The 14,116-nt window shown below is 71.1% G+C and carries 7 protein-coding genes; 5 read left to right on the forward strand and 2 right to left on the reverse strand.

Features of this window, described 5'->3' with window-relative positions; translation table 11 throughout:
- Positions 1–12 precede the first annotated feature (12 nt).
- The 5 genes from ABD981_RS00370 to ABD981_RS00390 all read left to right on the forward strand — a co-directional run bounded on the left by ABD981_RS00370 (position 13) and on the right by ABD981_RS00390 (position 6,329).
- The gene (locus tag ABD981_RS00370; RefSeq protein ID WP_046910614.1) at positions 13–924 is read left to right on the forward strand and encodes an NAD-dependent epimerase/dehydratase family protein; all 912 of its coding nucleotides are present in this window, start codon (positions 13–15) and stop codon (positions 922–924) included.
- 116 nt (positions 925–1,040) lie between these two features.
- Positions 1,041–1,604 (forward strand): PadR family transcriptional regulator, encoded by a 564-nt coding sequence (locus tag ABD981_RS00375; RefSeq protein WP_046910615.1) that lies wholly within the window; start codon positions 1,041–1,043, stop codon positions 1,602–1,604.
- A gap of 50 nt (positions 1,605–1,654) precedes the next feature.
- Entirely contained in the window at positions 1,655–3,379 is a 1,725-nt protein-coding gene (locus tag ABD981_RS00380; RefSeq protein ID WP_046910616.1) for an acyl-CoA dehydrogenase family protein, read from the forward strand.
- Positions 3,380–3,470: 91 nt separating this feature from the next.
- A complete protein-coding gene (locus ABD981_RS00385; protein ID WP_205628265.1) occupies positions 3,471–5,105 on the forward strand; it encodes a serine/threonine-protein kinase in 1,635 nt (544 codons plus the stop codon).
- Positions 5,106–5,159: 54 nt separating this feature from the next.
- Positions 5,160–6,329: a phospholipase D-like domain-containing protein gene (locus tag ABD981_RS00390; RefSeq protein ID WP_046910617.1), complete on the forward strand. Its 1,170-nt coding sequence runs from the start codon at positions 5,160–5,162 to the stop codon at positions 6,327–6,329.
- A gap of 134 nt (positions 6,330–6,463) precedes the next feature.
- On the opposite strand, the gene ABD981_RS00395 is transcribed toward ABD981_RS00390, so the two are convergent.
- Entirely contained in the window at positions 6,464–6,892 is a 429-nt protein-coding gene (locus tag ABD981_RS00395; RefSeq protein WP_046910634.1) for a hypothetical protein, read from the reverse strand.
- Positions 6,893–6,908: 16 nt separating this feature from the next.
- Positions 6,909–14,114, reverse strand: coding sequence for a polymorphic toxin-type HINT domain-containing protein (locus ABD981_RS00400; RefSeq protein WP_123954977.1), 7,206 nt, complete (start codon positions 14,112–14,114; stop codon positions 6,909–6,911).
- Positions 14,115–14,116 lie beyond the last annotated feature (2 nt).

The following is a 14,116-nucleotide window of genomic DNA, read 5'->3' on the forward strand; positions in this document are numbered from 1 at the left end:
AAGGGAAGCACCGTGAGGGTCCTCGTCCTGGGCGCCACCGGCTACATAGGCTCCGCCGTCGTCGAGCAGCTGACCCGCGCCGGACACGAAGCGATCCGCCTGGTCAAGGACGCCGGCCGGCTCGGGCCCGGCGTCCCGGTCCGGGTGGGCGACCTGACCGACCCCGCCTCCCTGCGCGCGGCGGTCACCGACGACGTCGACGCCGTCCTGCACATCGCGGCGCCCACCGGCGAGGAGGCCGTGGACGCCGCGGCCGTGGCGGCCCTGCTCCAGCGGCTGCGCGGCACCGGCCGGGCCTTCGTCTACACCAGCGGCGTCTGGGTGCTCGGCGCCACCGGCGACGCCGCCGCCGACGAGGAGGCGGCCACCGACCCCGTGGGCATCGTCGGCTACCGCCCGCGCATCGAACGCCAGGTCCTCGAAGCGGCCGAGGACGACGTGCGGGCCGTGGTGATCCGCCCCGGCATCGTCTACGGCAACGGCGGCGGGATCCCCGGCCTCATGACGGACTGGGCCCGGGAGCACGGCACCGGCCGCTACGTCGGCGCGGTCGACACCCGCTGGCCCATGGTGCACGTCGACGACCTCGCCGCGCTCTACGTGCTCACCCTGAGCCGGGCCGAGGAGGGCACCCTGCTGCACGGCGTCGCCCACGAGGCCGTCCCGGTCGCCGCGCTCGCCGCCGCGGCCGACCTCTCCGCCGGCGGCCCCGGGCGCGCCGAACCCTGGCCGCGGGAACCGGCCGGGCAGGTGCTGGGCGCGCCCTTCGCCGAGGCCCTGGCCCTGAACCAGGTCGTCTCCGGCCGCCGGGCCGTCGACGAGCTGGGCTGGCGGCCGGAACGGCCCCACCCCCTCACCGAACTGGGCCGCTTCGAGGAGGAGGGCCACCTGCGCTTCGAGGAGGGCATCCCGGAGGGGGCGTGACGGCGGGGGAGACGACGGGAGCCGGGAGGGCGGGAGGCAGCGGGGGGCCGTGAGCCGCGTCTCACCGGGGGCGGTGCGCCTTGCTATGCACCCAGTTGCATAGCAAGATCCCGCTCATGGCGCTCGAACACGCGATCCTCGTCTCCCTGCTGGAGAAGCCGGGCTCCGGCTACGAGCTGGCCCGGCGCTTCGAGCGTTCCATCGGCTACTTCTGGACCGCCACCCACCAGCAGATCTACCGCGTGCTCAAGCGCATGGAGAACGACGGCTGGGTCGCGGCCCGGGACGTGCCGCAGCAGGGCCGCCCGGACAAGCGCGAGTACTCGGTCGCCGATCTCGGCCGCGCCGCGCTCTCCTCGTGGCTGCACGAGCCGATCGAGCCCGAGAGCGTCCGGCACGACCTCGCGGTCAAGATCCGCGGCGCCGCCTTCGACGACCCGGCCGCCCTCGTCACCGAGGTGCGGCGGCACCGGGCGGCGCACGAGGAGCGCCTGGCCCGGTACCTCGCGGGCGAGGTGCGCGACTTCACCGGCACCGACGCGCGCGCCGCCGGGGTGAGCGAGGCCGAGCGCGAGCTCCAGCACGCGGTGCTGCGCGGCGGCATCGCGTACGAGCGGATGATGATCGCCTGGCTCGACGACGTCCTCGGCACGCTCGCCCGGTTCGGTCCGGACAGCTGACCGACCCCGCACCCCCTCTCCGATCCCACCAGCCGAAAGGCGTCCCCACCATGGCCGACCCGCTGCTCCTCAACCCGCGCACCTACGACCCCGCGCACTTCGACCCGGAGACCCGCCGACTGCTGCGGGCCACCGTCGACTGGTTCGAGGAGCGCGGCAAGCGGCGCCTGATCGAGGACTACCGGACCCGGGCCTGGCTCGGCGACTTCCTCGCCTTCGCCGCCGAGGAGAACCTGTTCGCGACCTTCCTGACCCCGTCCTCCGCCGCCGCGGAGGACGAGGCGGACAAGCGCTGGGACACCGCCCGCATCGCCGCCCTCAACGAGATCCTCGGCTTCTACGGCCTGGACTACTGGTACGCCTGGCAGGTCACCATCCTCGGCCTCGGCCCGGTCTGGCAGAGCGACAACGCCGCCGCCCGCGCCCGCGCCGCCGAACTCCTCGCCCAGGGCGAGGTGTTCGCCTTCGGGCTCTCCGAGAAGACCCACGGCGCGGACATCTACTCCACCGACATGCTCCTGGAGCCCGACGGCCGGGGCGGCTTCCGCGCCACCGGCTCCAAGTACTACATCGGCAACGGCAACGCCGCCGGACTCGTCTCCGTCTTCGGCCGCCGCACCGACGTCGAGGGCCCGGACGGCTACGTCTTCTTCGCCGCCGACAGCCGCCACCCCGCCTACCACCTGGTCAAGAACGTCGTCGACTCCTCGAAGTTCGTCAGCGAGTTCCGCCTGGAGGACTACCCGGTCGCCGCCGAGGACGTCCTGCACACCGGCCGCGCCGCCTTCGACGCCGCGCTCAACACCGTCAACGTCGGAAAGTTCAACCTCTGCACCGCCTCCATCGGCATCTGCGAGCACGCGATGTACGAGGCCGTCACCCACGCCCAGAACCGCATCCTGTACGGCCGCCCCGTCACCGCCTTCCCGCACGTGCGACGCGAGCTGACCGACGCGTACGTCCGCCTGGTCGGCATGAAGCTGTTCAGCGACCGCGCCGTCGACTACTTCCGCTCCGCCGGCCCCGACGACCGCCGCTACCTCCTCTTCAACCCGATGACGAAGATGAAGGTGACCACCGAGGGGGAGAAGGTCGTCGACCTCCTGTGGGACGTCATCGCCGCCAAGGGCTTCGAGAAGGACAACTACTTCGCCCAGGCGGCCGTCGAGATCCGCGGCCTGCCCAAGCTGGAGGGCACGGTCCACGTCAACCTGGCGCTGATCCTCAAGTTCATGCGCAACCACCTGCTCGACCCGGTCGCGTACGAGCCCGTCCCCACCCGCCTCGACGCCGCCGACGACACCTTCCTCTTCCGCCAGGGCCCGGCCCGCGGCCTGGGCTCGGTGCGCTTCCACGACTGGCGCGCCGCCTACGGCGCGTACGCCCACCTCCCCAACGTCGCCCGCTTCCGCGAACAGGCCGACGCCCTCTGCGACTTCGTCACCACGGCCGCCCCCGACGAGGCGCAGAGCCGCGACCTCGACCTGCTCCTCGCCGTCGGCCAGCTCTTCGCGCTCGTCGTCCACGGCCAGCTGGTCCTGGAGCAGGGCGCCCTGACCGGCCCCGACGAGGACGTCCTCGACGAGCTCTTCGCCGTCCTCGTACGGGACTTCTCCGCCCACGCCGTCGAGCTGCACGGCAAGGAGTCGGCGACCGCGGAGCAGCAGGCGTGGGCACTGGCCGCCGTGCGCCGCCCGGTCGTCGACGAGGCCCGCACCGGCCGCGTGTGGCAGCGGGTGGAGGCACTGTCCGGCGCGTACGAGATGGCCCCGTAGGCACGCCCGGTCGCGGCCGGCGCCCACCCGGACACCCGGTGGGCGCCGGTCCGGACCAGGATGTCACCGGGACGGCCTAGCATGATCGCCCATGAGTACGAGTGAGGATGGCAGACCTCTGATCGACGGCCGGTTCCGGCTGGTGTCCCGCCTGGGCAGCGGCGGCATGGGCACCGTCTGGCGGGCGCACGACACCGCCCTGGACCGCATGGTCGCCCTCAAGGAGGTCCGCCCGCCCGACCCCGCCGCCGAGGAGGCGCAGCCCGGACTCGGCGCACAGATGCGCGAGCGGGCGGTCCGCGAGGCCCGGGCCCTCGCCCGGCTCTCCCACCCCCACGTCGTCACGATCCACCACATCGTCGAGCCCCGGGACGGCTCGCACCCCTGGATCGTCATGGAGCTCGTCGAAGGCCGCTCCGTGCACGAACGCCTCGCCGAGGGCCCGATGCCCGTCCCGGAGGTCCTCGCCCTCGGACGCCAGGTCCTCGCCGCCCTGCGCGCCGCCCACGCCGCCGGCATCCAGCACCGTGACGTGAAGCCCGCGAACGTGCTGCTCCGCCGGGACGGCAGCGCCGTCCTCACGGACTTCGGCATCGCCGCGTTCGACGAGGCGACCGGCCGGCTCACCGCCTCCGGCGACCTCATCGGCTCGGCCGACTTCATCGCCCCGGAGCGGATACGGGGAGAGGAGGGCAACCCCGCCTCCGACCTGTGGTCGCTGGGCATGCTCCTGTACGTCGCCGCCGAGGGCCACCACCCGCTGCGCCGCGCCACCAGCCTCGCCACCGTCGTCGCCGTGCTCGACGACCCGATCCCGCAGCCCGTCAGGTCCGGCGCGCTGGCACCCGTACTCGCGCGGCTCCTCGTCCGGGATCCGGCGCTGCGCCCCGACGGGGCGGAGCTGGACCGGCTGCTCGCCGACGCCGAGGCGGGTGCCGCGGCCGTCCCGGCCGCCGGGGCCTTCGCTCCGCCGGCCGGGGCCTTCGGCCCGCCGGACGCCCGGCCGGCGTACGTCCACCCCGCCTACGGGCCGCCGCCCGTCGCGCCCCGCCCGCCCGTGGCACGGCGCCGTCGCGCCGTGCTGGTCGCCGTGTCGGTCGCGCTGGCGGTCGCGGCCATGGGCGTCGTGGTCGACAAGAGCGGCGTCGTCGACCTCGGCGGTGGCAGCGGAGGCGGAGGGAAGGGCGGCGCGACGCCCCTGTGGACCCCGGACCGCGGCACCAGCGGGACCACGGCCGGGACCACGGCCGGTTCGGCCGCCACCCAGGACGGCACCCTCCTCACCCCGGCGAACGTCCGGGCCGTCATCGAGGCCTTCCGCAAGGCCGGCGGCTCCACCACGATGAAGGAACTGACGATCTACGAGGACTACGCCCTGGCCTCCATCCCCACCCGGCCCGGGGCGAAGACCTACGACCGCTACGAGTACCGCGACGGGGTCGCCCGGAAGACCGGCCCCGGGGGCACCCTCTACGGGGGCGCCGCGGCCGACGACCCGTTCGACGTCTCGGCCATGCCCTGGGACACCCTTCCCGCCCTCATGAAGCGCGGCGAGCGCGAACTCAAGGTGGAGCGACCGACCCTGCGCTACGTCGTGGTCGACCGCTGGACCTTCAACGAGGGCCGCCCGACCCTGCGCTTCTACCTCATCAACGAGTACAACGCGGTCGGATTCCTCGTCGCCGACCGGAGCGGCAAGGTCGTGGCGAGCCACCCGACCTCCTGAGACCCCCACCCCCCACAGCGTGGGTCCCACGCCTCCTTCCCCCCTGTCAGAGGAGTGATTCCGATCTTCACAGCAGTACACCGGCGCATAGGCGCGGCCCTCCTGCTCGCCTCCGCGCTGCTCCTGCCCGGCACCGGCACCGCGGCCGCGGTGGACCCCGCCCCGATCACCACCGGAGCGGTCTTCAACAACCCGAAGGGGACGGTGGCGGAGCAGAACGCCATCAAGGACCACATCACCGGCGCCGTCCGCGCGACCGAGCCCGGCCGCCTCATCCGCGCCGCCCTGTACGCCCTGACCGACCAGGGCTACGTGGACGCCCTGGTCGACGCGCACGCGCGGGGCGTCAACGTGCGGGTGGTGCTGGACGCGAAGTACAGCGACTCGGCCGCCGCGCAGTCGCTGATCGGTGCGCTGGGGACGGACAAGTCGGCCCTGTCCTGGGTCGACGTCTGCACGTCGGGCGGCGCCTGCATCGCCACGGGCGGGGTGAACCCGATCAACCACAACAAGTTCTTCACGTTCTCGCGGGTCGGCGCGGTGGCGGGGGTCGGCGAGGACGTGGTGATCCAGGCCTCCGCGAACCAGACGCCCGTGAACACGGCGAAGTACTGGAACAACGCGTACACGGTCGTCGGCAACACCGAGCTCTACACGGCGTACGTGAACTACTTCAACGACCTGGCCGCGGGCGTCAAGAACGCGAACTACTACACCACCGCCAAGGTCGGCACCGAGAAGTACTACTTCTTCCCGCAGCAGACGGGCGACGTGATCGTCGACGTCCTGAACAACGTCTCCTGCACCGGCAACACGACGGTCGGCACGGCCACCCACCGCACCATCGTCCGCGTCGCCGCCTTCGCCCTCCACCGCGACGCGGTCGCCGACGCGCTCGTCTCCCTGGGGGCCCAGGGCTGCTCGGTGCAGATCGTGTACGCCGAGAGCAACGAGGTCGCCACGCTGAAGGGCCGCACCAACATCACCCTGAAGCAGCTGAAGACGACCGACGGCTACCTGCTGCACTCCAAGTACCTGCTGGTCGAGGGCGTCTACGCGGGCCACCCCGACACCAAGTGGACCTTCACCGGCTCCCACAACCTCGACGAGTCCTCCCTCCGCGAGAACGACGAGGCCCTCCTCCGCCTGGAGGGCGCCGCGCCGCACGACGCGTACGCGGGGAACTTCGCGTCGCTGCTGGGGTACGCGGTGCCGGCGGTCTGAGGCGCTGCGGCCCCGGTCCGCGTGAGCAACGCACGGGCGAAGGCCCTGCCGAACGTGATGTTCGGCAGGGCCTTCTTCATGCGATGTGAGCGCGCTGTCAGCGCACGGCTCGTCGGCGGGCCGGTCCTCTCGGGCTAGGCGTCGTCGCCGTGACCCTGGAGGAGGTCGGCGACCTCCGTGAGGCGCCAGTCCCACCGTGGATGCTTCTCGATCAGATCGACGAACTCGGCGAACTCGACGACGTCGCCGTGGTTGGTGTCGATCAGTCCGGTGAAGCGTGGGAGCACGAAGGAAAGGAAGGTCCGTGCGGCATCCATGGACTGGCAGGACACGTAAATCGCACGGGGCGGTTCACCGATTCTCCGCTCCGCATCCTCGATCTCCTCGGGTGCGAAGTCCGCCAGGACGTCACCCGAGAAGTCCAGCGCGTAGGAGTTCCCGTTCCAGTGCAGGAACTCCCCGACGCCGAGAGGGTGCTTCCCGACCCCGAGGGACCGGACCTCGGCCTCAATGGCGGCGCACTCGCGCGCACGCGCCATCAGGACCACGGAAGGCCAGGACATGGCCACCTCCGCCCGCTCATGGAGCGATCACCGCCAGGAGTGTCTCAAGATCGTCCGTGACCAGCTGGCCCGCCCGTTCCTGCCCCTCGATGACCGAGCCCTTCAGCTTCTTGCTCCGCCAGATGAAGCTGATGACCGGATAGTCGGTCGCCGACTCGTACGACTCGTGGTCGTGCTTGGAGCCCTTGGCGGTGCCGGTCTTCACCTGGATCACCGCGTTGCGGGTCACGATGTCGAAGTCGGTGATGTCCTTGCCGTCCTCGCCGACGATCTTGATCTCGACCGCCCTCACGTGACCAGGGTAACGGGCCTCGATTTCATTGACCAGGCGGGGAACGCCGGGGTCCTTGGGCGTACCGATGTAGGTGTGGGCCTCGCTGGCCCCCTCGGTCGGGCAGGCGTCGTTGTGAACGAGGACGGGCGCCGCGCCGGCCATCACGTAGTACGTGTGGAGGTCGCCGACCGTGAGGTTGTGGACCCTCTTGCCCTGGGTCCAGCGCTTCACCTCGGTGATCTGGACCCAGGTCCCGGACGAGGTGCGGAGCCACTCGCCGGCCTTGAGGTCCGTGGCCTTCAGCCACCGGTGCAGGGACGGGACCCAGAAGGGGTGGCCGTCGGTCGCGGTGACCTTCTCCGTGGCGTCGCCCTTGGCGCCGTCGGTGTCGATGGTGATTTCGACGAGGTTCTTCTGGCCTTCGCCGATGATCCGGGCGACGACGGGCTTGGACTTCGTGGCGCCCGACTTCTCGTCGGTGGACACGACCTCGTCACCGAGTTCGACCTCTTCGATGGGCTTCGACGTGCCGTCGGCCATCAGGACCTCGGTGCCCGGTACGAAGCTGTTGCACCCGGTCGATCCGCCGGTGTCGGTCTCCTTCCCTCCCGACTTCTTGGGCTCGTCCGCCTTCTTCGCCTCGGTGGCCTTCGACGACTTGCCGTCGCCGTCCGCTTTCTTCGCCTTCTGAGCCGAGGACTTCCCCTGCTTCGCCGCCGTCGCCGCGGCCTCGTCGGCCTTCTTGGCGGCTGCGGCCGCTGCCTCCTGGGCGGCTCTTCGAGCCGCCGCGGCCTCTTCCTCCAGTTTTCTCGCGCGTTCGGCGGCTTCCTCTATCTGGCGTTTCCACTCGGCCAGGTCTTCGGCGTACTTGGCCATGGCCTGCTGGTAACGCTCGACCCTGCGCATGATGTCGCGGGCCAGGGCCAGCTTCGAAGCCCAGCTGTTGAAGGCCTCCCAGGCCCGGTCGAGGGCCTTCAGGATGCGCTTGGCACGACCCGCGAAGGGCAGTGCCGCGTCGAGGGCGAGACCCGCGCAGGCCCAGCCGTCGCCGCCGAGACAGGCCTTGATGTCGTTGTATCCCGAGACGTCCTTGAGGATGCCGATGGCGACCTCGAGGGCGACGTCCAGGGCGCTCTTGCCCTGGACCATCTTGGCCCAGGCCTCTTCCGCCGCCGTGAAGTCCATGACGGGCATCACGGGCGGGGCGATGGAGAGGCCGCTCGGATCGGAGTACGTCACCGGCGAATTGTTCGCGTAGGCGTACGGGTTCATCTGCTTGGGCTCGTTGTAGTCGAGCACGGGGTCGACCGAAAGGAACCGACCGGTCGCGGGGTCGTACTCGCGCGCGCCCAGGTGGACCAGGCCGGTGGACTCGTCGATGTCGCCGCCGATGAAGCCCTTCTTGCCCGGCCACACGGACGGAGCCGTGCCGCGCACCTCGCCGAACGGGGTGAACTTGCGACGGGTGATGGCCGACGTCGAGGCGTCCACGGCCGTGGTGGCCGTGCCGTTCTGGTCGCCCATCAGGTACGACGTGGTGATCACGCCGCCCTTGGCCGTCTTGACCATGGTCGGGCCGGCCGGGTGGGCGTAGTAGCGCGTGCCCTCCAGCTTGTCGCCTGCGGTCAGCTTGACCTCGGTGCCCGGCAGGTACAGCGTGGTGCCGGTTTTGTCGCGCTTGATGAGGCGTCTGCCGGCGGCGTCGTAGACGAAGTCCGTCGACTCCGTGCCCTTGGTGACCTTCGCGAGTCGGCCCGCGAGATCCCACTCCAGGGTCTGGGTGTCGCCCTGGATGTTCCGGGTGCGGGTGTTGCCCGCCTCGTCGTAGGTGTACGACTCGGTGCGTGATCCTCCGGGGCCGGAGGTGTCGACCTTCTGCAGCTGGTTGGCGCGGGCCTGGCCCGGGGTGCCGTAGGTGTAGAGGCGGGTGACGTCCTTGGTGAGGTCACCGGTGGGGTCGTGCTGGACCTCCTTCGTGCGGTTGCCGGCCGCGTCGAAACTGTACGAGGACCAGTACGGGTTCGGGCCGCCCACCGACGGGGTGGAACCAGGCCCGGCCGAGCCGGGCTTGGCGGCGCAGTCGTCTGCGGCGGTCCAGGCCTCGTTCATCCGGCGCAGGTAGTCGTACGTGAAGCACTGGACGTCGGTGGGACCGCTGGACCCCTCCTTGTCCGTGATCTTCAGGATGTTGCCGACGTCATCACGCTCGTACGTCGTGTCGTTGATCCGGCTCGGCGACACCTCACGGTCGTTGACGGACCGCAGGAGCTCGCGGGTCTGCTCGTCGTAGTAGTGCGTCGCGTAGACCTGGGAGCCGGCCGGTCCCGCTTCGGTGCGCAGTACGTCGCCCATGGGCGAGTAGTCGACCTTGCCGACGAACGCCTTCCCCCCGACGCCCATGATCGTGGGCAGTTCGAAGTGGTTGTACGTCAGCGTGCTGATCTCGCTGGGCAGACCGCCCGCCGCAGGCTGCATCGTCCACGCGGTGAGACCGGTGTTCGGCCGGTAGCCCGTGGAGAAGCTGTACGTGCCGGCGAGGGCCCCCTCGGAGGCCGGGATGGTGATCTTCTGACCGGTCGGGCGGTACTCGGTGTCATAGCCGGTGACCTCCTGCTTGTAGGCGTTGCCGCCCACGTACCGCGTGGAGGAGACCGGCAGGCCCAGAGCCCCGGGCAACGTGTCGTACGTCATCGACGTCTGCAGGGGACCCGTGACCGAGCCCTCGTGCATGGCGACGATCCGGCCGAGCGCGTCGTACTCGGGCGCGACGGTCTTTCCGCGGGGGTCCGTGAGTGACGCGACACGGTCGCCCTGGCCGTACGCGATGGTCGACGTCCCCTTGTCGGGGTCCGTCTGTTTGACCTGTCGGCCGCGGATGTCGTACTCGAAGGCCCACCGGTCACCGGCCTGGCTGACGACCGACTCGATCACGCCGCGCCGGTTGTAGGAGTACCGCGTCGTGTCGTACGCCCCGGTCGGGGAGTCCGCCTTGAAGAAGCGCAGCTCCGTCTTGCGGCCCGCGCCGTCCAGGAAGGCCCGGGTCGGGGTCTCGCCCTTCGGCGGGTCGACGGTGATGTTGTCGCCGCCGTAGCTGGTCGTGGTCCGTGAGGTCTCCACGCCGAACTTGCGGGAGATCTGCGCGGTCGCCCGGCCGGAGCCGTCGTACTGGGTCACCGTCGAGGACGGGACCTCGTTGTCCTTCGGGCCCCACTGGACGCCCGAGGCAGTGCCCTCGGTGTAGTAGGCGCCGTTGCTCTTCCAGACCTGGCCGAGGCTGTTGTAGAAGGTGTCGGTGATGACCCGTCCACCGCCCAGCGCCTCCATCTGGGTCTGGCGGATGCGCAGGCTCGCGTCGTAGATGTCGTAGCTGGTGCGGTAGGTGCCGTCGTCCAGCAGGGCCTTGTTGGTGATGACCACCGGGCCGTCGGTGCGGACGTCGTACGAGAACTCGCCGTCCGGCGACTTGGTCTGCGGGTCGCGGTCCGGGGACCAGACCTTCAGCAGCCGGCCGAGCGGGTCGTACCGCATGACCTGCTTGCGGTTGTTGGCGTCCGTCTGGACCAGCACCGAACCGCGGCCCTGGTCGGTCTCGGTGGTCTTGGTGTGACCGAGGGCGTTCGTCGTGACGACCTTCGTCACGATCTGACCGGACGCCGGCGTGTAAGCCGTCCGCGTGACCTTGCCGAAGACGTCCGTGGTCGCCGTCGGGCGTCCGTACACGTCGTACTCGGCGCTGCCGTCCGTGGTGTACTGCGGAGTGCCGCCCGAGTAGCCCGACAGCGACTCCGTCGACTGCACGTTGCCGGCCGCGTCGTACCGCATCCGCACGTCCGACGTCACGTCCGCCGGACGCGCCACGTCCGTCGCGTCACACGCCTTCGCGACCGACTCCACCCGCTTCTGCCGCGCGATGATCCACCGCGCCGGGTCCTCGTCGTACTCGTACCGCGTGCAGCTGTCGTCCGACGGGTCGGCGATGTCGCCGCGGTTCGAGACCGACTGGGCGAAGCCCCGGTCGTCGTACTCCGTGTGCATCGCCGTGCGGCGCCAGCCGCGGCCGTCGGAGAGGAGGATGCGGGAGGCCACGTCGCTCGTCTGCTGGACGAACGACTGCTGCGGCTCGATGTCCTCCTCCGGGACCGCGCCCTTGCGCACGCGGGTCGCCGTGGGGCCGTGCAGCCACGGGGTGTACGTGGTCGCCGCCTCCAGCGGGCCGCCCTCGCCGTCGTACGCCAGGACCTCGCGGGTCTGGCCGGCGAACAGGCGGTGGTCCGGGAGCTCGTTGCCCTCGGAGTCCTTGACCTTGACCGAGCGGGTGCCGCCGGAGGACGTCGCCCGGTCGCCGTCGAGGCCCCGGAAGAAGAGCGTCTCCGTCTGCGAGCGCCGGTCCGGCGCCACGCCGATGAGGGTGCGGACCCGCTCGTAGCCACGCCACTGGGACCAGGTGCGGGTCTTGGGCCGCATCATCTCGGTCTCGTCGTCGTAGGCCCACGCCGGGTCGCCCAGGAACTGGTACTCGGTGCGCCGCGTCGGCGAGTTGCCGTTGCGGTCCTCCTCCTGGACCCAGTCCACGACGTGCTTGTGGAACCAGTCGGTGACGTAGAGCTTGCGCTCGCGCTTCGGGTCGTTCGGGTCCGGGATCTCCGTGATGACCGGGTAGCACCGCATCTTGTTCGTCTCGGGCGACGAGGGCAGGGCGGTGGTGCTGCACTGGGTGTCGGCGTAGTGCGCCAGGATCGTCGAACCGGTCTCGGTGTCGATCGCCTCGACGCGGTAGCGCTTGTACGGCGGCTTGCCGTCGCCCGTGCCGTCGACCCGGTTGTCGAGCTGCTTGCCGCGGAACTTCACGGGCGGCAGCGGCAGGTCGGCCCCGTTGCGGCCGGTGTGCCGGATCTCGGACAGCCACAGCGGGTAGTCCGTGCCGTCACCGGTCATCGGGAAGTCCTGGGTGAGCTTCCAGGTGTCGACCGGCTTGCGCTCGGTGCCGTTCCAGACGGTGGTGGTGACCTCGGTCAGGCGCTTGCGGGTGAAGAAGGTCGGGGTGAACCGGCCCTTGCACTCCTCGCCCGGGGCGCACAGCTGGTCGCCGGGGGTGTCCGGCCACTGCTTGGCGATGTTCCAGTCGACGTCCGGCTTCAGCTTGCCCGGGGCGCAGTCGAAGTCGGCGGTGACCAGGCAGCGCTCGGCGACCTCGAAGTCGACCTGGGCCGGGGGCTCGGCGAACAGGGCGTCGCTGCGCAGGCCGTACGAGATGTGGTCCAGCCAGCCCGAACGGTCGTAGGGGCGGGCGGTGGAGCCGCCGGCGATCTGGTAGTTGGAGCCGTAGTGGTTGGTCTCCTTCTCGTACCAGTACGTCATGGCGTTGCCGCGCGGGTCCACGACGTAGTCGAGGTTCCAGCGGTACGCCTGGTCGCACACGGCGTTCGCGAAAGTGCCGTTGTAGCAGGGCTCACCGGGGTGGTTGCCGTAGACCGGGACGGTCCAGGCGGAGTTGGTCAGCGGCTTGCCCGCGGTCCAGCCGGGGACCCGGTTCAGGCCGAAGTAGAACTGGATGCCCTGGGGGTTGGTGAACCGCCAGTGGTCACCCTCCTTGTCCCCGTTCTGGGCGCCCTGGAGCAGCTCGACCCGGGAGCCGTCGTCCTTCGCCGGACGCCACTTCTTGGTGGTGTCGTCCAGGACCAGCTGGGTGGAGCCGCCGTTCAGCGACAGGGTGACCATCGGAGCGCCGTGGCACAGGTCGCCGGTGTCGTCCTTCGGGTTGTTGAACCCGGAGTTGGGCCGCTTGTCCTGGCTGCACGGGACGTAGGACCGCTCGATGAAGTTCGAGGCCAGGTCCCAGCCGTCGCCGACCCAGGAGGTCTGCTGGGCGGACGCGTTGGTGCGGCCGTCGACGGTCGAGCTGGAGTAGCCGAGCGTCAGTGACGGGCTGGGGCCGCCGAGCGAGGCCGGGATGTCCAGCGGGTACGACCAGGAGAAGTCACCCGCGGAACCGCCCGCCTGCCAGGCGCCGCTGGGGTTCAGCGAGGTCGCCTTGTACGTGCCGTTCGCTCCGTCGGCGCCCGCGGTGGCGGCCAGCGTCACCGTCTGCGTGCCGGCGGCGGCCATGGCGCGGCGGGCGCCGGTGGCGGCCGGGGTGGACTGGGCCGGGGCGTCGAAGGTGGCGACCAGCGTGCCGGTCACCGGGTCGTTGACCGTGGTGACCGGGGTGCCGTTCTGGCAGCCGGGCTTCTTCGGCGTGGTCAGGGCGCAGGCCGGGAGCGCGGTGAAGCGCAGCCGGGAGCCCCAGCCGCCGCCGTAGGCGTTCTTGAAGGCGTTGTAGTCGAGCTCGACCGAGACCGGTGCCGAGGCACTGCCGGTGTCGGTGCGCTGGACCGACAGGAGGAGGCTGCCGGCCCGTCCGGCACGGCGGGCGGCGGCCTGGTCGAGCAGGCCCACCTTCACCTTGACCGGGGCGGTGTTCACCGCCCCGGCCGCCGTGCCGGGCGTCTTGGTGACGGCACGCGCGGTGCGTCCCGCGCCGGCCGGGGTACGGGGCGGCAGCGCGGCGACCTTCACCGGCAGGGCGCCCGCGCGGACGGCCTTGCCGGGCTGGGCGGCAGCTGCGCCGAGGGCGCCCCGTGCGGCCGGATTCCGCTGCCCGGTGGGCGCGGGGCCGACGGCGGGCAGGGTGATCTCGGCCGAGCCGGCCTTCGGCCAGGCGATCGCCGGCGCGTGCTTCCAGGTCTTCTTCTGCGACTCGGCGGGGCCGGGCGCGGGCTTGCCGGTGACCGGGGCGCCGCCGACCTTCGTCAGCTTCTGCGTGTCCAGCAGCCGCAGGTCCGAAGGAGCCGCGTTGGCGTCGATCGGCGTGAGCCCCGTGGTCAGCAGGCTGAGTGCCAGCAGCGGTATCGGCCACCGCCAGGCACGCCTCAGAGGCGCACGCCAGGCGTGCGCCTTGGATCTTCTCAAGA

This window comes from Streptomyces showdoensis, from assembly GCF_039535475.1.
GTDB classification, from domain to species: Bacteria; Actinomycetota; Actinomycetes; order Streptomycetales; family Streptomycetaceae; genus Streptomyces; species Streptomyces showdoensis.

Bases quoted from the DNA above. Each gene is read 5' to 3' on its own strand.
- ABD981_RS00385 (WP_205628265.1), top strand. From the start codon at position 3,471: ATGAGTACGAGTGAGGATGGCAGACCTCTGATCGACGGCCGGTTCCGG.
- ABD981_RS00395 (WP_046910634.1), bottom strand. From the start codon at position 6,892: ATGTCCTGGCCTTCCGTGGTCCTGATGGCGCGTGCGCGCGAGTGCGCC.
- ABD981_RS00375 (WP_046910615.1), top strand. From the start codon at position 1,041: ATGGCGCTCGAACACGCGATCCTCGTCTCCCTGCTGGAGAAGCCGGGC.
- ABD981_RS00380 (WP_046910616.1), top strand. From the start codon at position 1,655: ATGGCCGACCCGCTGCTCCTCAACCCGCGCACCTACGACCCCGCGCAC.